This window comes from Ferruginibacter profundus, from assembly GCF_054783275.1.
In genome coordinates this window covers 537,115-558,377 of the sequence record NZ_BAAGQW010000002.1, presented here as the reverse complement: position 1 = coordinate 558,377, position 21,263 = coordinate 537,115, and the positions used below count along the sequence as shown (strand labels likewise).

18 protein-coding genes are annotated in these 21,263 nt (G+C 38.9%); 12 read left to right on the top strand and 6 right to left on the bottom strand.

Annotated elements, in window-relative coordinates:
* The first annotated feature begins 101 nt into the window (after positions 1-101).
* From ACYVM0_RS12620 to ACYVM0_RS12610, 3 genes are read left to right on the top strand one after another with little or no spacing between them, the layout of a single operon-like run.
* Positions 102-2,480 (top strand): alpha-ketoacid dehydrogenase subunit alpha/beta, encoded by a 2,379-nt coding sequence (locus ACYVM0_RS12620; RefSeq protein ID WP_460557569.1) that lies wholly within the window; start codon positions 102-104, stop codon positions 2,478-2,480.
* A gap of 6 nt (positions 2,481-2,486) precedes the next feature.
* Positions 2,487-3,413: a hypothetical protein gene (locus tag ACYVM0_RS12615; protein ID WP_460557567.1), complete on the top strand. Its 927-nt coding sequence runs from the start codon at positions 2,487-2,489 to the stop codon at positions 3,411-3,413.
* Positions 3,410-4,228: a PhzF family phenazine biosynthesis protein gene (locus ACYVM0_RS12610; protein ID WP_460557565.1), complete on the top strand. Its 819-nt coding sequence runs from the start codon at positions 3,410-3,412 to the stop codon at positions 4,226-4,228. Before ACYVM0_RS12615 ends, ACYVM0_RS12610 begins: the two co-directional genes overlap by 4 nt.
* A 170-nt stretch (positions 4,229-4,398) precedes the next feature.
* Here the strand turns inward: ACYVM0_RS12610 and ACYVM0_RS12605 are convergent, their stop codons facing one another.
* On the bottom strand, positions 4,399-5,262 hold the full coding sequence (locus ACYVM0_RS12605) for a hypothetical protein (protein WP_460557563.1): 864 nt from the start codon (positions 5,260-5,262) through the stop codon (positions 4,399-4,401).
* Between the two features lie 84 nt (positions 5,263-5,346).
* On the opposite strand from ACYVM0_RS12605, the gene ACYVM0_RS12600 reads away from it, so the two are divergent.
* The 4 genes from ACYVM0_RS12600 (at position 5,347) to ACYVM0_RS12585 (ending at position 11,576) form a co-directional block, all read left to right on the top strand.
* On the top strand, positions 5,347-6,411 hold the full coding sequence (locus ACYVM0_RS12600; protein WP_460557561.1) for a DUF3667 domain-containing protein: 1,065 nt from the start codon (positions 5,347-5,349) through the stop codon (positions 6,409-6,411).
* A 5-nt stretch (positions 6,412-6,416) separates the two neighbouring features.
* Positions 6,417-7,193 carry a nucleoside triphosphate pyrophosphohydrolase gene (gene mazG, locus ACYVM0_RS12595; protein ID WP_460557560.1) on the top strand — a complete coding sequence of 259 codons (777 nt, stop codon included), beginning with the start codon at positions 6,417-6,419 and terminating at the stop codon, positions 7,191-7,193.
* 487 nt (positions 7,194-7,680) lie between these two features.
* Positions 7,681-11,019, top strand: a complete 3,339-nt coding sequence (locus tag ACYVM0_RS12590; protein WP_460557558.1) for an ATP-binding protein — start codon at positions 7,681-7,683, stop codon at positions 11,017-11,019.
* 110 nt (positions 11,020-11,129) lie between these two features.
* The gene (locus tag ACYVM0_RS12585) at positions 11,130-11,576 is read left to right on the top strand and encodes a hypothetical protein (protein WP_460557556.1); all 447 of its coding nucleotides are present in this window, start codon (positions 11,130-11,132) and stop codon (positions 11,574-11,576) included.
* A gap of 13 nt (positions 11,577-11,589) precedes the next feature.
* On the opposite strand, the gene ACYVM0_RS12580 is transcribed toward ACYVM0_RS12585, so the two are convergent.
* From ACYVM0_RS12580 to ACYVM0_RS12565, 4 genes are all read right to left on the bottom strand, one after another.
* Complete coding sequence (locus ACYVM0_RS12580) at positions 11,590-12,138, bottom strand: GNAT family N-acetyltransferase (protein ID WP_460557554.1); 549 nt, start codon at positions 12,136-12,138, stop codon at positions 11,590-11,592.
* A 48-nt stretch (positions 12,139-12,186) separates the two neighbouring features.
* On the bottom strand, positions 12,187-12,492 hold the full coding sequence (locus tag ACYVM0_RS12575) for a hypothetical protein (protein ID WP_460557553.1): 306 nt from the start codon (positions 12,490-12,492) through the stop codon (positions 12,187-12,189).
* Positions 12,489-13,271: a 5'/3'-nucleotidase SurE gene (gene surE / locus ACYVM0_RS12570; protein WP_460557551.1), complete on the bottom strand. Its 783-nt coding sequence runs from the start codon at positions 13,269-13,271 to the stop codon at positions 12,489-12,491. The genes ACYVM0_RS12575 and surE overlap by 4 nt, the downstream gene beginning before the upstream one ends.
* A gap of 89 nt (positions 13,272-13,360) precedes the next feature.
* Positions 13,361-13,825, bottom strand: coding sequence for a hypothetical protein (locus ACYVM0_RS12565; protein WP_460557549.1), 465 nt, complete (start codon positions 13,823-13,825; stop codon positions 13,361-13,363).
* Between the two features lie 244 nt (positions 13,826-14,069).
* Here ACYVM0_RS12565 and ACYVM0_RS12560 point away from each other — a divergent pair, with 244 nt between their 5' ends.
* The 5 genes from ACYVM0_RS12560 to ACYVM0_RS12540 all read left to right on the top strand — a co-directional run bounded on the left by ACYVM0_RS12560 (position 14,070) and on the right by ACYVM0_RS12540 (position 19,495).
* On the top strand, positions 14,070-14,822 hold the full coding sequence (locus ACYVM0_RS12560) for an XRE family transcriptional regulator (protein WP_460557547.1): 753 nt from the start codon (positions 14,070-14,072) through the stop codon (positions 14,820-14,822).
* 191 nt (positions 14,823-15,013) lie between these two features.
* Complete coding sequence (locus tag ACYVM0_RS12555; RefSeq protein WP_460557545.1) at positions 15,014-15,367, top strand: SnoaL-like domain-containing protein; 354 nt, start codon at positions 15,014-15,016, stop codon at positions 15,365-15,367.
* A 42-nt stretch (positions 15,368-15,409) separates the two neighbouring features.
* On the top strand, positions 15,410-15,892 hold the full coding sequence (locus tag ACYVM0_RS12550; protein WP_460557543.1) for a DinB family protein: 483 nt from the start codon (positions 15,410-15,412) through the stop codon (positions 15,890-15,892).
* A 170-nt stretch (positions 15,893-16,062) separates the two neighbouring features.
* The gene (locus ACYVM0_RS12545) at positions 16,063-16,500 is read left to right on the top strand and encodes a single-stranded DNA-binding protein (protein ID WP_460557541.1); all 438 of its coding nucleotides are present in this window, start codon (positions 16,063-16,065) and stop codon (positions 16,498-16,500) included.
* Between the two features lie 76 nt (positions 16,501-16,576).
* Entirely contained in the window at positions 16,577-19,495 is a 2,919-nt protein-coding gene (locus ACYVM0_RS12540; protein WP_460557539.1) for a GH92 family glycosyl hydrolase, read from the top strand.
* 61 nt (positions 19,496-19,556) lie between these two features.
* Here the strand turns inward: ACYVM0_RS12540 and ACYVM0_RS12535 are convergent, their stop codons facing one another.
* Positions 19,557-21,212 carry an amino acid permease gene (locus tag ACYVM0_RS12535; protein WP_460557537.1) on the bottom strand — a complete coding sequence of 552 codons (1,656 nt, stop codon included), beginning with the start codon at positions 21,210-21,212 and terminating at the stop codon, positions 19,557-19,559.
* Positions 21,213-21,263 lie beyond the last annotated feature (51 nt).

Genomic DNA, 21,263 nt, shown 5'->3' with positions numbered 1-21,263 from the left:
ACTAAAACGATGAATTTCGCTGTAAATTGTTAATCTGTTAGCAGATTATTAACAATCCTGCTTTAATAATTTATATTTTTGCCTTATCATATAACAGCCATATGCATACAACAAACACTAACGAAATTGCTTTGGATGAAAAGCTCAGCTTTGATAATTTCAGAAACGAAGTATTGAAAGACTATCGCTTTGCCTGTGTAAGCAGGGAAATAAGCCTGTTGGGCCGCAAGGAGGTACTTACCGGCAAAGCTAAATTTGGCATTTTTGGAGATGGTAAGGAAGTAGCCCAGGTAGCGGTGGCAAAGTTTTTTAAACCGGGCGATTTCCGCTCGGGGTATTATCGTGACCAGACCTTTATGCTGGCCAGCGGCATCACTGATGTAGAGCAATATTTTGCACAATTATATTCCGATCCTCACATCGAAAATGATCCATTCAGCGCCGGACGGCAGATGAATGCCCATTTTGTAACTAAAAATGTGGATACAAACGGGGAGTGGCTGGACCTGGTCAATCAAAAAAATACCAGTAGTGATATGGCGCCTACTGCAAGCCAGATGCCAAGAGCACTTGGTTTGGCATTAGCCTCTAAATTATTCCGCAATACCGAAGCATTAAAAGCATTCCCTAACCTTAGTAATAATGGCAATGAAATTTGTTTTTGTACCATTGGTGATGCTTCTACAAGTGAAGGGCATTTTTGGGAGACTGTAAACGCAGCGGGGGTGTTGCAGGTGCCATTGGCTGTGTTTGTATGGGATGACGGATATGGTATTTCTGTGCCCAAAAAATACCAGACTACAAAAGCTTCTATTTCAACAGCGTTGTCAGGTATGCAAAAGGAGACAGATACCAATGGCATTGATATTTATAAATTGAAGGGCTGGGATTATGCAGGCATGTGTGAAGTATTAGAACCGGCACTTCAAAAAATAAGAGAAACGCATACGCCTGCTTTGTTTCATGTAGAAGAGATCACACAACCGCAGGGGCATTCAACATCGGGTAGCCATGAGCGGTATAAAACACCCGAAAGGCTGGCATGGGAAAAGGAATGGGATTGTATTAAGCAAATGAAAGAGTGGATAGTGGAAAATACATTGGCTACGGAGGAAGAATTGAACGATGTGCAGGATGAAGCAAGAGAGTATGTAAAAAATGGCAAACAAAAAGCCTGGGAAAAATATATTTCACCCATACAGGAACAGGTGGCCAAAACAATTGAATTGTTGAACGCAACCGGAATTAATGATCCTGAAATTAAAAATATCATCAGCGAATTGACCATTAACAGGGAGCCGATGCGACGTGATGTTTTAAAGGCATTGTCAAAAACGCTTGATATTGCAGGGGATGAAAATGTAACCGCAATCAGGAATTATTATACAGCACTTAAAGCATTAAATGCAGGGCTTTACAATACTTTTTTATACAACGAAGGGCCTAAATCGGCTTTGCAGGTTACCCCTGTAAAAGCATGGTACGATGAAGATGCAAAAACGGTAAATGGTTACGAAGTATTGAATAAATATTTTGATGAGTTGTTTGCCACCAATAAAAAAGTTGTGGCCTTTGGAGAAGATGTAGGCTTTATTGGTGACGTAAACCAGGGCTTCAGCGGATTGCAGGTAAAATATGGCGAGCAAAGAATTTTTGATACCGGCATAAGAGAGTTAACTATAATGGGGCAGGGTATTGGCATGGCCTTAAGAGGATTGAGGCCTATTGCTGAAATACAATACCTGGATTATCTTTTATACGGTTTACAGCCACTCAGTGATGATTTGAGTACCACACACTTTCGCACTGTGGGGCAACAAAGCTGCCCCCTTATTGTGCGTACGAGAGGGCACCGGCTGGAGGGTATCTGGCATAGCGGATCACCCATGGGAATGCTTATTAACGCTTTGCGTGGTATGTATGTATGTGTGCCACGTAATATGGTTCAGGCGGTAGGTATGTACAATACTTTGCTGCAGGGTAACGATCCCGGTTTAATGATTGAATGTTTAAATGGTTACCGGCTCAAAGAAAAAATGCCGTCTAACTTACTGGCCTATACGGTACCGTTAGGTGTGCCTGAAATTATCAGGGAGGGAGAGGATATTACTTTGGTTAGTTATGGTTCAACACTGCGTATCGTTTCCGAGGCAGCAGAGCGGCTGGAGAAATTAAATATCAGTTGCGAAGTGGTGGATGTGCAAACTTTATTACCATTTGATATTGACCATGCCATTGTTGAATCGCTGAAAAAAACCAGCCGTATTCTTTTTATTGATGAAGATGTACCGGGAGGTGCAGCAGCTTATATGTTTAATAAGGTAATGGAAGAACAGAGAGGATACCGGTATTTAGATGTGGCGCCAAGAACCTTAACCGGTAAAGCCCATCGCCCAAGCTATGGCAGCGATGGAGACTATTTCAGTAAACCCAATGCAGAAGATGTGGTGGCAATGGTAAAAGAAATGATGAGTGAATAGCTTGTTATGAAATTGAAATACACAGTAGTATTTGCATTGTTGTTTTTGGGCCGTGCCATTTATGCACAGGATTTAACGGGTACCTGGGAGGGAAACGTTGGCGGTAACTATTGTAAAATAGTGATATATCACGTTAATGATTCCTGCTTTGGGTATACTTATGATACCGGTATGGGATATTGCAAAGCTGATTTTACAGGTACTTACAATGATTCAACAAAAAAATTAAAAGGTAAGAATACTGATTTTATCGAAAGAACGGCTTTACATGCATTAAGCGTTTATCATCTTACTTATTCCAAAAGAGGCAATGAAGAATACCTGCGGGGCAGGGCTGCTGCAAAAACTGCAGGCGCTAAAATACTCTCGTTCGGGCTTCCCATTCCTGTTACTTACAGAAAGATCAGCGATAAAATAGACAGTACCGCTTTTATTGCAGCTAAGCTATTTTTTTACAATGATAATAAGGATAGGCCTGTGACAGCTGCAGAAAATATAGCTATACCCAAAGCAGAACCTTCTAAAGATTCTATGGCAATCCCGGCAGGCAAACCTGCAGTTGATTTGAAAACAATTAAAGAAGGCAGAACCTCCCAACTGGCCAAAACCATTGAAACTACAGCAGACAGTATTAAGTTGATTTTATATGATAACGGAGAAATTGATGGAGATACCGTTACGGTATTTGACAATGGCAAAATAGTAGCAGAACGGCTGGCATTAAGTTTAAAGCCTTACGAAATAAATATTCCGCTAAATAAAAACACCGGCTTTCACAATATAGAACTGATGGCAAACAACCTGGGTAGTATTCCTCCTAATACTGCTTATATGCTAATACTTGCCGGTAAGGAGAGATATGAACTAAGGCTGTCTTCAGATTTTTCTGTGAACGCACAGCTTAACATACAATATAAAGACGATACAAAATGAAATACACGCTTTATCAAATTGATGCATTTACCAACAAACTTTTTGGCGGTAACCCGGCAGCCGTAATCCCCCTGGAAGCATGGCTGGATACAGCGCTGATGCAAAAAATTGCTTTGGAAAATAACCTTAGCGAGACGGTGTTTTTTGTAGCCGCTACAAATACTGCTGCTGATTACGAAATAAGGTGGTTTACCCCCGAAGTTGAAATTAATTTGTGTGGCCATGCTACATTAGCCAGCGCGTACGTACTTTTTAATATACTGAATTTTGATAAGCCTGAGATACGCTTTAGTTCTAAAAGTGGCATTTTAAAAGTGAGCCGGAACGAGGGTTTGATCACCATGGATTTTCCAAGCTGGAAGCCCGAACGCCTGGATATTTATCCCAATGAATTATCTGCCATATTAGGCGGATTGGAAATTGTAGGCGTTTATCAATACCGTGATATATTAGTAGAACTTGCTAATGAAGAAGCAGTGAAAAATTGTACACCCGATTTCTCTTTAATGAAAAAACATATTGATAAAATGATCATTACTGCACCGGGTAGCATACGGTCAGACGGGACGACAGGCCATGTTGATTTTGTATCCCGTTTTTTTGCCCCTGGTGCAGGTGTTGATGAAGATCCGGTAACAGGTTCAGCACATTCTCAACTGATCCCTTTCTGGAGCGAAAAACTGAATAAAAATATACTGCATGCCCTTCAATTAAGTAAACGTGGCGGAGAATTATGGTGCGAACAACTGAATGCCGAAAGAGTTACTATGGCCGGTAATTGTGTATTTTATATGAAAGGAGAAATAGACGTGTAATGATGGTAGTAGGTTTAGAGGTTTAGGGTTTAGAAGTTTAGGGTTTAGAAGTTTAGGGTTTAGAGGTTTAGGGTTTAGAAGTTTAGCTGGTCGTTTCGACCCAGGGATGCGCTATTGACGCCTCACCACTCACGCTTCACTATTGCCGCCTCATCACTTACGCCTCTCCGCTATTTATATTCATACTCAATGGTACCCATTAAACGTTTTTCTTTGGAGTAACATTTTTCTCTTACCCGCAATCCGTTTTCATAAGTGTATTTCCAGATAAAGTAGTAGCTGCCGCCTTCTTCAGTTGCCGTCATCTGTGTAATTAATCCGGCATTGTTATATTCAAAAATATAATCGGGCAACATTTTCTGGTTGTATTTATTCAGTCGCACCACATCGGTGATCCTGTTCTTGTTATCGTAATAGTAATAATAAGTATCGCCGGTTTTGGTATTTTTTTCTATGCTTACATTATTATTTTCGTCAGGCGAAAAAAGAAAAAGGGTACTATCACTGCTGTTTTTAACCCTGATCATTTTTACGGGGAGGCCTTTTTCGTTATACAGGTACAGGTGTTCTTCCCTGATCTCGTTTTTAAAATCGTCATCGCTGGAACGGGCTATGGAAACAATGCTTACAATGTTATTGTTGTTGTCGTAAGCATATAACGAGGTGCTGGAAGCGATTTCGGAGCTATCTACCGTTTGTGTTAAAAATCCTTTTTCGTTAAAAGTAGAGGTAAATACAGAACTGCCGGTTACATTTGACCGGGTTTCTGTTTCAACGGAGCTGTAATTTTTACTTATTTTACGTTCGCAGAAAAAGCCATCGCTCGGGCTACCGTCATCTTCAAAACTTTTTAAGCTTACGGTTCTTACTTTTTGTTCTTTCAGTTGCGCCATTTCGGCAATTAATTGTTTATTACTTAAAATATCTTTGTAATAATACTGTGCCTTTGCGGCTGTTGATGAAATACAAACTACTGCAAATACAAAAACTGCTTTTATCATGGGATGTTTTTCTTTGGTTGTTTTCTTTGTCAAAAGTAAACTATCTTTTATTAACTTAAATAATGCCATAAACTCACTTACAGATAAACTTTATTATTTTTAACAAAATTATCAGGGTTGAGCCATTTTAAAGAAAGAAAAGAAAAGAACTGCTTAAACTGCAATGCGGTGGTACAAGGCCGCTATTGCCACATTTGCGGACAAGAAAATATTGAACCTAAAGAAAGCTTTTGGCACCTGGTATCGCATTTTTTCCAGGATATCACTCATTTTGACGGTAAGTTTTTCAGCTCGCTGAAGCTGCTGATCTTTAAGCCAGGTTTTTTAAGCAGGGAATATATGGTGGGCAGAAGGGCCAGCTACCTGAACCCTATAAGAATGTATGTATTTGCATCAGCACTGTTTTTTTTGATCTTTTTCTCTTTGTTCCATATGGACCCTGATAAAAGCATCGTTACATCCGGTGATGTAAATAATGTGCCCATTGCCACTATTGCAACGATGGATTCAGTAAGCTACAAAAAATTTGTAGATACACTTGTTAAAAATGATTCCACTTTAAAGTTTGCTTATGATAAGCAGCAATATTTTAAATACCTCGATAGTCTTGCTGCCGCTGCGATGACATTTCATTTTACGCCGACAAGGTACCATACCCAAAAAGAATATGATAGTGCACTGGCACATGGTAAAGATCATAATTGGTTTGAGCAGCGCCTGGTACGCAAGCAAATTGAGATCGATGAAAAGTATAAAGGCGATGGTAAGGCTGCTTCTGCGGCATTGGTCAATAATTTGCTGCATTCACTGCCGCAATTATTGTTTGTTACATTACCACTCTTTGCATTGTTATTGAATATGCTGTATTCAAGAAGAAAGCAGTTTTATTATACCAATCATGCCATTTTTACCATTCATCTTTTTGTTTTTGTTTTTATAGCATTGCTTTTTGTTTTCGGATTAAATAAACTAAAGCATGTTGACGGTTTTCATTGGGTGGAATACCTTTCGGTTGTAATGATATTGCTGATCTTCTTTTATAATTACAAAGCCATGCGGAACTTTTACCAGCAGGGGCGTGGTAAAACAATTCTTAAATTTATTTTATTGCAACTTATAAACTTTATTATTGTAGCAATACTTTTCGTGGTTTTTACTTTTTTATCGCTATTTAAAATTTAACACCTATGAATACAAACGGCGATGCATTTTTGCGGCTGGTAAAAATTATGGATGATCTGAGGGAAAAATGTCCCTGGGATAAAAAACAAACCATACAAACCCTGCGGCAGCTGACCATTGAGGAAACTTATGAGCTTGCCGATGCTATTTCTGAAAATGACTGGAAAAGCATTAAGGAAGAATTGGGTGACCTGTTACTGCATATTGTTTTTTATGCTAAGATAGGGGCCGAGCAAAACCAGTTTACCATGGATGAAATGATAAATGGCATTTGCGAAAAGCTAATTCACCGGCATCCACATATATATGGTGATGTAAAAGTTAATGATGAGGAAGATGTAAAACGCAACTGGGAAAAACTAAAATTAAAGGAGGGTAAAACCTCTGTACTCAGTGGCGTGCCTAAAGCCCTGCCGTCAATGGTAAAGGCCATGCGCCTGCAGGAAAAAGCAAAGCAGGCAGGCTTTGAATGGGATACCAAAGAGCAGGTTTGGGATAAGGTGGAAGAGGAACATAAAGAACTGCTGGAAGCGGTAGCAACAGGCGATGTGAACAAAATGGAGGATGAATTAGGCGATGTTTTTTTCTCTTTGGTAAATTTTGCAAGGTTTTTGCAGGTAGATGCTGAAAATGCGCTGGAACGGACGAATAAGAAATTTATCAGCCGTTTTACCAGGATGGAATCGGAGGCTGCAAAAGATGGAAAACAGTTGCATGATATGAGTTTAGAAGAAATGGATGCCATCTGGAACAGGATAAAGCATTTGGATAGTGAAGGATAGATGATAGCGGACAGGCAGTAACGAAGGGCATTTACTAATTAACCATTAAACCAGTTAACCAATTAACCAATCAACTTTTCTGCAAAACAATACTACCTTTTTACGCTTCTTATATAAAAACAGTTACCTGCTGGTAATTGCGGCGTGGCTTATTACCTTATCGTTTATTGTTGATAATTACTGGAGCGATAATTCTTCGGTAAACTCGGTTAAAAAAAATATAGAATCCTACATTCATAAGCAACAACAGGATTTTCAAAAGCAGAGCAGAGATACCAGCCTGCTGAATAGGCTGGCGACAAAGAATTATGATGAAAATTTTCTGCAACAGTTTGCAGAGAAAAAATATTTCTTTTACCTGTACCATTTAAACGAACTGGGACAATATAATGCGGTATTCTGGAATACCCAGGCCGTACAACCCAGCGATGAATTATTATACACCAGGGATACGGCGGGGTTTATAGAATTACAAAACGGCTACTATGTGTGGCAGAAACTTACTACTGCAAGGGAAGCCGTGATTGCATTGATACCGGTAAAATGGAATTATGTGATCACTAATGAATACCTGAAAAATTCCTTTGTTATAGGAGATGAGATAGAAAATAAGTACGACGTTTCAATAGACTCGGGAGCTGTAGTTGTGAAGGGAGTAAATGGTAAGGGGTTGTTTTATCTTTTGAAAAAAGCAGGCACTTTTATTCCAAAAAATAATATTGGTTCAGTTTGGTTAAGGATTTCAGGAACAATACTGATTCTTTTGTTTGTGCATTTCTGTGCCGTTTATCTTGCCATGCATAAACGATTGTGGAAGGCGGTAAGCTTCCTGGCGGGTATTATTTTACTGTTGCGTATCTTAAGTTACTTTTTCCCGATACCATTAAATTTCCGACAGTTTGAATTGTTTGATCCTTCGGTATATGGCTCTAATATTATCCTGCGTTCTTTAGGCGACCTGTTGATCAATGCTATTTTATTTGTGTGGGTGATATTATTTGTAAGGCATCACCTGCAGGAAAAAAAATATATCCTTACTCCTAAATCCCCGGTAATAAAATGGGGGCTGATGGTTTTGGTGGCATTTATTTTCTTGGCTGCCACATTTGTATGTGGCCGCATATTGCGCAGTATGGTAGCTGATTCGCAGATTTCTTTTGATGTGATCAACTTCTTTACCTTAAATATTTATAGTATTATAGGGTTTGTAGTGTTGTGCTGTATTGCTATAGGTTATTTTGTACTGAGCCAGATTTTATTATACCTGTTGCGGCCGGTTGCGCCAACAAATTTTATGGCACTGTATATTATAGTTGCAGTAGAAGGCCTTACATTACTTACCATCGGCTTCAATGTTACTATTGTTGCATTTGAATTATATCTTTTAGTATGGTTATTGTTATTCCTGGTTTTACTGAGCAGTAATTACCTGGTTTTATTAACTACAAGAATTTCTTCTTCCCGCCTGGTTTTCTGGCTGTTCTTTTTTTCTTTATCCATAATGGCAGTAATTGTACAGGAAAACGCCATTAAGGAATTACGTAACCGTAAACATTATGCCGAAGCGCTTTCTACAAAAGCTGATCCTACCAGTGAGACTTTGATGAATACCCTGTTAACTGATTTCAGGAGCGAAACCCTGGCCGCAAATTTTGACAAATTTAAAAACGATTCTACCAACCAGCTATTTAAAGATAGCCTGGTGGGGGGCAATTTCTCGGGGTACAATGATAAGTACGATACCAGGATATATAGTTTTGATGGAGAGGAAAGGCCTTTGTATAATAAAGATTCGGTTGGCTTTAATGAACTGAATACTATTTTAAACAGCCAGGGCAGGCCAACCGGCATTCCCGATCTTTATTATTATGATGAATCGTATGACCGTTTCAGTTATATCAGCCGGAAAAATGTTACGGATACCTCAGGTAAAATACTCGGCTATGTTTTTATATTGGCCAGTTCAAAAAAGTATAAATCTGATGCCCCTTACCCTGAATTATTTTCAAGAGGAAATGATAATGCCATCGAAAATTCTTCAGTGTACGCATTTGCGGTGTATGGCAACCTGCAACTGGTGAATAATCACAATGATTATGCTTTTGCCACCAAGCTTACCAAACAACAGGTGCCTAAGGATGAGTTTGAATTAAAAAAGAGAAAAGATTATGACGAGTTGTGGTACAAGGCTGGTCCCGGTAATGTGGTGATCATTGCCAAACAGGATAATTTTTTAATTGAGGCTATTACTTTATTCTCTTATTTATTTTGCTCTTTTTTATTGGTAACAGGTGTATTCTGGTTAATTAATGTTTTTATTCGTTCCAGGTTAAATAAAGAACAGATGAAAACCTACTGGCAGCTGAGTATCCGTAACCAGATACACGGTACCGTTATATTTATCAGTATACTTTCTTTTGTGGTTATTGGTATTGCCACTATCCTGTTTTTTATCCGCAGGTACGAAAATAATAACCGGGAGCGATTAAGCCGTACGATTCATGTAATGGAAAATGAAGTACGTAATTCATTGTCGGAACTGGCAGTGTTTGATGACGTGATAAAAATATACGACGAAGGGTTTAAAGAAAAACTGGAACAAACCATTAACAAGATCTCTGAGATACATGCGGCTGATATTAATGTTTACGACCTGGATGGAAATTTAAAAGTATCTTCCCTGCCTTACCCTTATAATATTGGTATTGTAAGTACAAGGATGGACCCATTGGCTTATTACCATATTAATAAACTAAAGGAGGTGCAATATTTTAAGGAAGAAAAAATAGGCTCCTTAAGTTTTGTAAGTAATTATGTGCCGGTAATTGATGAGAAAGGGAAAGAATATGCCTACTTGAATATACCTTATTATACATCAGAAAGTAAGTTGAAATTAGAGATCGCCAACTTTTTAGTAACTATCATTAACCTGAATGCATTTATATTTTTAATTGCCGGTATTGTAGCATTGTTTATTACCAATCGCATTACCCGTTCTTTTTCTTTTATCAGTAACAAAATGAAGGAGGTGAACCTGGGTAAGATGAACGAGGCCATCGACTGGAAACGCAATGATGAAATAGGGGAGTTGGTACAGGAATATAATAAGATGGTAGGTAAATTAGATGCAAGTGCCACGGCTTTGGCAAAAAGTGAAAGGGAGGGTGCATGGCGTGAAATGGCAAGACAGGTGGCGCATGAAATTAAAAATCCGCTTACACCAATGAAGCTGAGCCTGCAATACCTGCAAAAGGCCATCAGCAACAATACTGATAATGTAAAAGAATTAACCAGTAGCGTGGCACAAACGCTGGTAGAGCAGATCAATCACCTGAACCAGATAGCGGGAGAATTCAGCCAGTTTGCCAATATAGGGAATCCCCGTAATGAAGTATTTGACTTGCATGAAGTGCTTTATGTGGTTACACAACTGTATGGCGTAAACGACAGGGTACATTTAGATTGTACCCCATTGCCTGATCCTGTGCTGATTAATGCCGACCGCACACATATCAACCGCCTGTTCACAAACCTTATTCAAAATGCAATACAGGCTGTGCCTGAAGATAGAATGGCTGTGATTGAAGTGGAAGAAGAACTACGGGAAAATAAAGTACTGGTGAAGGTAAAAGATAATGGCCTTGGCATATCGGATGAGATGCGATCGAAAATATTCACCCCCAACTTTACTACAAAAACTTCGGGTACCGGTTTGGGACTGGCTATGTGTAAAGGCATTGTAGAGCAGGCCAAAGGACAGATATGGTTTGATACAAGAGCAGGTGAAGGCACCACTTTTTTTGTGGAATTACCTGTAGTAACCTGATAAGTCCTGTTAAATTTTACCAAAATCATTCACCGCTGTTCAAAAAAAATGCAACTTAAATAGGGGCACTACTACATTTGTACCAGGCAATTAAAATGCCTTTTTTTACTGTGTATAACAAAAGATACCGGCACCTGTTATTGAACCTGCTTTTCATATTGCAATGCTATGGCCTGGCAGCACAGGATACCAGCAAGCTGGTAAAATATTACGAAAAGGACGTGCAGTTGTCTTCAATAGATTCGATGCTCAGGCAAGTCCCCAATGCCATCTTCCTTTCTTTAGGTGCCGGCTTCGACGACAGTACTTTTGTTTTTATTAATGATACTTGTGTCTATCAGAATTATCTGAAATCAAATGAATCAATTGAACATACAGGCGCTATGTTTCCGATATTTTTCAGTGATAGTAATGCAATGCTAAAATTGACGATCCGGTTTAAAAAATCCAATGTGGTTATTGAGGATTATCCTGATAAAAAATTCAGGTTGTTGCTGGTAAATTATTTCAGGCAATGGCAATTGGTATATACTAATCATTTACCTATGTTAGAATGAAATAGAACAATGTTTATTTTTTCTCCAGTATATAAATCACATTATTCTCCGATCCTTCATACACTTCTCCTGCATATTTCCCGGAGTCATCAATGGTGAAATTGTTTCGCTCCAGTAATTTTATCGAAGCTGTATTTTCAGCTATGGTGTTTGCCGTTATGATTTTAACTTTCATTTCATTAAATCCATAATCAATAACGGCTTTTATTGCTTCCTGCATAATGCCTTTGCCATGAAAATCAGGATGCAGTTCGTACCCGATTTCTGCAATGCCTTCTTCCGGAATAAGATTCCAGTAGCAGATGGTGCCAATTAAATCGCTATTTTCTTGCAATGCAATTACCCAATAGGCACCTTTTTTATTGGCCAGGGTGTTGGCAATTTTATCAATAAACAAAAGTGCTTCGGCAGGCGAAGTTGTTTTGGGCCGGTCAAGATATTGATTTACGATTTCGTTACTACGGAGCCGGGCTATTGCGCCGGCATCGGCGGTAGTTAATTGCCTTAATACCAAATGCTCAGTTGTTAATTGCGGAAAGGGGGAAAAGTTAAGCTGAAGCATGTTTTAATAAAATAATACTGGAATAATTTTTTTGCCTTCACAGCATTTTTACGAAAATGTTTTCAGGCATAATATCAACAAACCGTATACACAGGTTAATGCAAATATGCCTTTAGCTGTTTTATCTTTATTGGTATTGATGTAAAAAGTAAATAAAACTGCGTTAACCAGTAATGCAAGGCTTAAGGCAACTGAAATTGTTTTATGGTCCTCTTCTTCTACAAACATAAAATGAAAGGCTTCTCCAAAAGATGAGGTTTTAAATTTCATGTATTTAAAAAGAAGTACACCAAACAATGGCCCTACAAATCCCAGGATGGTTCCAAAAACAAAATTGTCTTTTTTGAATATCATTTGAAAAGGTTCTTTTTTTCTAATTGCGTTTTTAAAGTATAGTTGGTAAGGTCGAACTGAACAGGCACCACGCTTACATAATTATTGGCCAAAGCCCAGACATCGGTATCCCTGCCCTTATCAAAATTTACAAATTTGCCGGTGAGCCAGTAATATTTTTTCCCTTGCGGATCTTTTCGTTCTTCAAAATCCTCTTCGTATTTGGCATAAGCCTGTTTGCAAACTTTTATTCCCTTTATCAAATCCATTTCTAAAGAAGGGATATTAACATTTAACAGCATGTGCTTATCCATTTTTTGCTTCAGCAGGGTACTTACAATTTTATGCACATAAAAACGGGCCGCTGTAAAATCGGCTTCAATATTATAATCTAATAATGAAAAGCCAATGCTGGGAATACTTTCAATGCTGGCTTCCATGGCTGCACTCATGGTGCCGCTGTAAATTACATTAATGCTATGGTTAGCGCCGTGGTTGATGCCGCTTAAACAAATATCAGGCTTGCGGTGCAATACTTTATCTACAGCCAGCTTTACACAATCTACCGGGGTACCACTGGTTTGCCATGCTTCCACGCCATCAAAAATATCTATTTTAGTCATGCGCAGGGGATGGCCGATTGTGATAGCATGCCCCATACCGCTTTGCGGTTTGTCCGGTGCTACCACCACTATTTTACCCAAACCTTTTACTGCTTCTACCAGGTTTTTTATTCCCGGTGCAGTGATGCCATCATCATTGGTGATTAAAATTACGGGCTGTTGTTTCTTTGTTGCCATTATAGGTTGAATGTAGCGTATATGAATATCGAAGTTAAAATGTAGTATACATTCAGGACTTTAACTGATCGTCATTTGATAGTTGTATTTTAGAATTGTCTTAACAAGGGCCTTGCAATATCCGCATGCCTGAATGGCCATGGTATCATTGCAAGAATGATTACAATAGCAATACCAAAATAAATTAAACTGCGTTTGTGTTTTTGTGCATCAATGTCAGTTCTTTTAACCATACTACGACCCACATGTACCAGCAGCCATGCGATGATCATCATCAGCACATGTTCCACAGCAAAAAAACGTGGACCAGCATTTCCCATTACAGCTTTGGCATTGTTTTTTAAGCTTTCAAACCAGGCACCATTAAAATACAGGATGAGCCCTATCAGCAATTGAATATCGCAGCTGATCATAAAAAATAAATTCGCTTTATTATCGGTGCCTGTATAATTTCTTTTACTGAATACGCCGGTGAGGGCATTCAATAAGGTCCATACACCAAAAAGGAGTACAGCCCACCTTAAAATATTATGTACTGGTAAAATGTAGTTCATAAAAAAGATTTGTTACAAAAATAAGGTAACTGTCATTAACCTCGTTTTGATTTTTTGAATGCAGGCATCTCAATGTTTAACTTAATTTGACAAGCGTTAAGGGCTATTTGATCGTTTGCGAAGAACTGAGCTCTTTTACCAGTTTCGCAATTAAATAACCGGTAGCCTCAAATCGGGTATTTAAAAATAAATTTGGACAAACTAAAATTATTAGTATATTTGTGCTAATCAAATTAGTTGTACTATGTCACAAGCCGGACAAAACCTCAAATACCTTCGCAAACTCCGTGGATGGACACAGGAAGAATTTGCGAACAAGCTCGGTATCAAACGCTCTTTAATCGGAGCTTATGAAGAAGAACGTGCCGACCCAAGGATTGATATCCTTGAAGTGATCAGCGACATTTTTAAGCTTACGCTGGATGAATTATTACTAAAAGACCTGAGTAATACAGGTGGTAATTATTTGGCTAAACGAAGGCAGCAAAAAATGATGAGCGCCGACAGGAATGTCATTCACTTTGTACCTGTAAAAGCAGCTGCAGGTTATTTGGCAGGTTATGCTGATACAGAATTTATTGATGAGCTGAACACTTTTACTTTGCCGATGCTTACCGGTGGTAACTACAGGGCATTTGAAATTATCGGCGATAGTATGTTACCTACACCAAGCGGTAGCATTATTGTGGGTGAAAAAGTAGATTCGCTGGAGGATATAAAAAATAATATGGCCTATATTGTTGTTAGCCGTAATGAAGGTATTGTATACAAGAGAGTGGTGAAAAATAATAAGACCAAGAATAAACTTACATTGGTTAGTGATAATCCGCAATATCAGCCTTACCAGGTAAATGCTGATGATGTGGTGGAATTATGGATGGCCCAATCAGTGATCAGTAAGGTAAGTGTGCAGCAACGCTGGGATGTGAATTCACTCGCTAACCTGGTAAATAATTTGCAGGACCAGGTGAGTACGCTGAAGAAAAAAATGAATTAAAATAATAATCCCCTTGATTGCTTAGTTACCGGTTGCAGCAGGCGTATATTGAAATATCGTCTGTTGCAACCTCCGGCAACTGCTGAATCAGCAACTCCATATCAATAGTAAACTGTGTAACCGTAATTGAAAAATTACACGGGTATACTATTGTATAAACTTTCTTTAATCAAATTTTAAAATAACAAACCATGACAACACAACAGGTAGCAGACAGATTTTATGAACTGTCTCAGCAAAATGGCTTTGAGCACATTCAAACAGAATTATATAGCAAAAATGCTACAAGCATTGAACCGGCAGGGGGAATTTTTACTAATGCAGAAGGATTGGATGCGATTATGGAGAAGGGAAAACAATTTCATGATATGATTGAAGAGATGCATGGTGGTTATTGTACCCAACCTTTGGTGGCAGGTAACTTTTTTACGTGTACCATGGGCATGGACGTTACGCTTAAAGGCCAGCCAAGAATGAAAATGGATGAAGTGGCAGTATATGAAGTAAAAGATGGGAAGATCATTTCAGAACAATTCTTCTTTTAGTTTTAGCGGAGTTAAAAACCGTAACCTTATTAACCTTAAACTATGGTGCATACAATGAATGCAAAAGAACTATTGATATTAAATTTTGAAGAAGTAAGGCGTAGAAGTATAAAAGTATGGAAAGGGATTTCGGAAGATTATTTATTCTGGCGGCCGGATGGTGATGCGATGAATTGTATTGAAATGGTGCGTCATGTGCTGGAAGGAGAAAATATCTACCATCATATTATTTTGCACAGGGGAAACCTGGGAGATTTTGAAAGTCCGCTCAAGAGCAACCCTTACTTTTCCGTTGATGATGAATTGCGGCACGCCCAACCTTACCGGGAAAAATTTTTAAAAATGGTTAATGGTTTTACTGCAAAAGAATTAGAGGAGATTTATATTACCCGTAAAAATCCGGGGCAACACCGTACCCTTGGCGACTATCTTTTACGTATTGCATACCACGAAGCCGTACATACCGGTCAATTGCTGGATTACCTGCGTACCGTAAAAACAGCAAGGCCTAAAATATGGGATTAGCATTAAGGGAAAAGCAAAGCAGGTAAAGTATATACGGTAAACTGGTTGCGGCTTAAATTTTATTCCACAATTTGCGAACCACAATGTTTATAGTTTGATAAGAGAAGTTTGTAAACAATTCATAATTTTATAACACACAGATACATCGATTAACATTTAAAAACACAATTATGATCAAATTACAGGTTATCGGCAATCTTGGTAAAGATTGTATCGTTAAAGAAATCAACGGAAAAAGCGTCATCAATTTCAGCGTTGCACATTCAGAACGTTTTAAAGATGCACAGGGCAATCAAAAAGAAAGAACTACCTGGGTGGAATGTGCCTATTGGACAGACAGAACTGCCGTTGCTCCATATTTAACCAAAGGAACTACTGTATATGCCGAAGGCACGCCGGAAGCAGATCCATACACCAATAAGGATGGGCAGGCTGCAGCAACTTTGCGCATGAGGGTTCAGAGTATACAGTTATTAGGCAGTAGCAGGGATAGCCAGGGCGCTAATACTGGCAATGTAAGCCATGCAACAGCTGCACCAACTGCAGTGCAACCGGTTGTAAGAACTGCTCCTGTTAATGTTTCAGCGGCAGATGATTTACCATTTTAATTTCACTGATTAACAGATAATACTAACGGCGCAATTTATTGCGCCGTTTCTTTTTAACTTGCACAAAACTAAAATCATGGTTAAACGATTTTTGCCGGCTTGTATATTTTTTACTTTTAGTTGCTGCCTGCTTACCGCACAAAAAAATTTCACCCGCTATGTTGACCCGATAATCGGAACGGGCGGGCATGGTCATACTTATCCCGGAGCTGTATTGCCACACGGTATGGTACAATTAAGTCCTGATACAAGATTAGAAGGCTGGGATGGTTGCAGTGGTTATCATTATTCTGACAATTATATTTACGGCTTTACTCATACACATTTAAGCGGTACAGGCTGCAGCGATTACGGCGATATTTTATTGATGCCAATGACAGGCATTCCTTCTCCTGATAATAAAATATACGGTTCAAAATTTTCTCATACCAATGAAAAAGCCACTCCCGGTTATTATTCAGTAAAACTGGATGATGATAATATTACAGCAGAATTAACTGCCACTACAAGGGTGGGCTTTCACAGGTATAGTTTTCCTACAGCAGTAAAAAATAATATCGTCATCGATTTAAAGCACAGGGATGAAGTGCTGGAATCTTCATTACAGATTTTAAATGACCATACCCTTGCAGGCCTTAGAAGAAGCAGGGCATGGGCAGATAACCAGTATGTATATTTTGTTATTGAGTTTTCAAAACCATTTGTTGCTTCTGGTATCTGGGAGAATGATCAATTAAAGCCTGCACGAATTGGCGAAATTGACAGTTCGAAAAATATAAAAGCATTTTTTCAATTTGCGGATAAAACGATAATGGCAAAAGTGGCGATATCTGCAGTAAGTATTGAAGGCGCCCGGAAAAATTTAAAGGCAGAATTACCCGGCTGGGATTTTGAAAAAGTAAAGGCCGATGCAGCAAAAACCTGGAATAAAGAACTGGGTAAAATTGAAGTGAGCAGTAATGATATACATCAGCTTAAAACTTTTTATACCGCTTTGTATCACACTATGGTAGTGCCTAATATCAATATGGATGCAGACAGGCAATACCGTGGCAGGGATAATAAAATTCATACTGCAACAGATTTTACCAATTATTCTGTGTTCAGTTTATGGGATACACATCGTGGTGCACATCCTTTATATACCATTATCGATCAGAAAAGAACAATTGATTACGTCAGATCCTTTTTAGCCCAATACAAGGAAGGCGGAAGATTACCGGTATGGGAGCTGAGTGGTTGCGAAACAGACTGTATGATCGGTTACCATAGTGTATCCGTAATCGTTGACGCCTACATGAAAGGATTAAACCAGTTTGATGCGAAGCTTGCTTTGGAAGCAATGAAAAAAAGTGCTACCTGGAATCAGTTAGGATTACCGGCATTAATAGATCATGGTTTTTTAGAACAGGATGATGAACACGAAAGTGTAAGTAAAACACTGGAGTATGCTTATGATGATTGGTGCATTGCCATATTTGCAAAAAAACTGGGCGACGAAGCTGCTTACGCTACATACATAAAAAGAGCCCAAAGCTATAAAAACATGTTAGATGTAAAGACCGGTTTTATGCGGCCACGTAAAAATGGCAACTGGGTTTCGCCTTTTGATGCAAGAGAAGTGAATAATAGTTTTACTGAAGCCAATAGCTGGCAATATTCTTTTTATATGCCGCAGGATGTAGCAGGTTATATGCAAATGATCGGGGGGAAAGAAAAACTGGAGCAAAAATTAGATGCGTTGTTTACCGAACCGCAGCAAACTACAGGAAGGCAACAGGACGATATCAGTGGTTTGATAGGGCAGTATGCACATGGTAATGAGCCGAGTCATCATATAGCTTACCTGTATAATTTTACCGGTAAAGCATTTAAGACACAGGAAAAAATTCACCAGATCATTAAAGAAATGTATCATGATGCACCAGATGGCCTGGCAGGCAATGAAGATTGCGGACAAATGAGTGCGTGGTATGTGTTGAGCGCTTTAGGATTTTATCCTGTTACCCCGGGTACAACAAATTACATCATCGGTACACCATCATTTGCAACAGCAGCAATTCACCTGGAGAATGGGAAAACGTTTTTAATGCAAGCAAATAACTTAAGCGATAAAAATTTTTATATTCAAACGGCTTCATTAAATACGCAATCGTATAAAAAATCTTACCTCTCTTATTTTGATATTGTAAAAGGAGGTGCTATTAATTTTATGATGGGTACCATACCTTCTTCATTTGGCGCTGTTGATCTTCCTGCTACAGCAATTACAGATAATCAAATTGTGTTGAACCCTGTAATTGATGGGGGTGCAGTGTCATTTAAAAAAGAAAAAACTGTCAGTATCTATTCATACCAGCCGGGGGTAAATATTTTTTATACTCTGGATGGAACAAGGCCGGCTGCAACATCAAAAAAATATATTGCCCCGTTTACAGTGGACAGCACAATAACTGTAAAAGCAATTGCTGTAAATGAAAAAGGTGAATACAGTTATACCACAACGGCAAATTATTTCAGGATCAGCAACAACTGGTCGGTACAATTAAACACCGCAAGCGAACAGCAGTATGATGGTGGTGGTGCCGAAGGTTTGATTGATGGTATTTATGGCAGCGCCAACTGGCGTAAAGGCAACTGGATGGGTTTTCAAAAAACCAATATGGAAGCGGTGATCGACCTGAATGAAACCAGGACCATTTCAAAACTTACTGCAGGGTTTTTACAGGATACGAGGGCATGGATTGTAGTACCCAGGCAACTTATTATTGAAGTTTCGGCAGATGGTAAAAATTTTACGCAGGTATATGCAGGAGAAAATTTTCTGCCCATAGAAGATCTGAATGTACAGGTAAAAAATGTAACCGCAACTTTTACTCCTGTAGCAGCGAGGTATGTAAAAGTAAAAGCTGTTCAATATGGAAAATTACCTGCCTGGCACGAAGGGGCGGGAGGCGATACCCATATTTTTGTGGACGAGATTGATGTAAAGTAAAGCGATAGCATAAAAAAGCCCCGATAAATACTATCGGGGCTTTTTTTATAATGCAGAGGAATTATTCTTCTGTATCAACTCTTCCGATCTTTCTTCCAAAAACACCAAAATGAACTACTGCAAATATAAGAGATATATACAGCAGGGTTCTGTCATTTTCAAATCCCACTGTGTACTGGTGTAAAAAGCCAACCACAATCAGCAATGCAGATAGCGCCAATCCGGTATAGCGTGCAACCCTCATGCCTTTCCTGTTATTAGTGCCGTTACCCAAGTTACTATGTTTGGCACCATACACCAGGTAAATATCCATACCAATCAGCATCCACACCAACAAACGTATCCAGGTATCCATTGGAAGGAATACCATCATAAACAGGCAAACAAAGATGCCTAAAATTGGTACCAGCGGAACCAATGGTGTTTTAAAAGCCCTTGGAAGTTCGGGCATTTTATTTCGCATTACCCAAACACCTATACATACTAATATAAAGGCAAATAATGTTCCGATACTTGTCATTTCTCCCACCACCCTTGCTGGTACAAATGCAGCGAACAGGCTTACAAAAGCCATAAACAGCAAGTTGCTTTTAGCAGGGGTTTGTGTTTTAGGATTAACAACAGAAAAAATTCTTGGTATCAATCCATCTTTACTCATACTAAAGAATACACGGCTTTGTCCCATTAACATTACCAGTATAACTGATGCATATCCTGCAAGGATAGCCACCACAATAGCACGGTTTAACCAAGGATAATCAGGAGTGATTACGCCTGTTGCTGTATTGGTAGTTCCCATATGATCGATTGCAATGGCAACCGGTGCAATACCATCTTTACCGGCAAATGTGGTATAGCTGGTAACACCCGTCATTACATGGGCAAATAAGATATATAAAACAGTACAGATGGCCAGTGAACCTAAAATACCCCATGGCATATCCCGTTTAGGATTTTTAGCTTCCTGCGCAGCAGTGCTCACTGCATCAAAACCTATATACGCAAAGAAAACAATGGCGGCCGCCCTGATGATACCACTGAATCCAAAATTTCCGAAACTACCGGTGTTATCAGGAATGTAAGGATGATAATTTTCGTTGTTGATATACTTCCAGCCAAGAAAGATAAATACCAATACCACAGCAATTTTTAATCCTACAATTATTGAGTTAACAACAGCACTTTCTTTTGTTCCTTTCATTAATAACAGGCTCATTAAAACAATAATGAAAACTGCAGGAAGATTAATAATACCGCCATCCCATGGGCCTACCGTAAGGCTTTCGGGCAAATGAATATCAAAGCCGGCAAGGAATTTTACAAGATAACGGCTCCAGCTGATACCTACTGTGGCAGCACCTACAGCATATTCCAGTACAAGGTCCCATCCGATTATCCAGGCAATAAATTCACCCATTGTAGCATATGAATAAGTGTACGCACTTCCTGCAACGGGAATCATTGACGCAAATTCTGCATAACATAAACCTGCAAAAAGGCAACCTAATGCTGCTACAACAAATGATATAGTTATTGCCGGCCCTGCATGATTGGCAGCAGCCATACCTGTAATTGAAAATAATCCGGCGCCAATGATAGCCCCAATACCCAGTGCAATTAAACCACCGGCTCCCAGTGTTCTTTTTAATGTATGGCTTCCAGTTTCCTGGGCTTCATTCATTAAAGCTTCCATTGGCTTTTTTACAAATAAACTCATATCGTTAGTTGGTTTTAGTGAAGAATGAATCGGAAAAATAAGCAATTAATT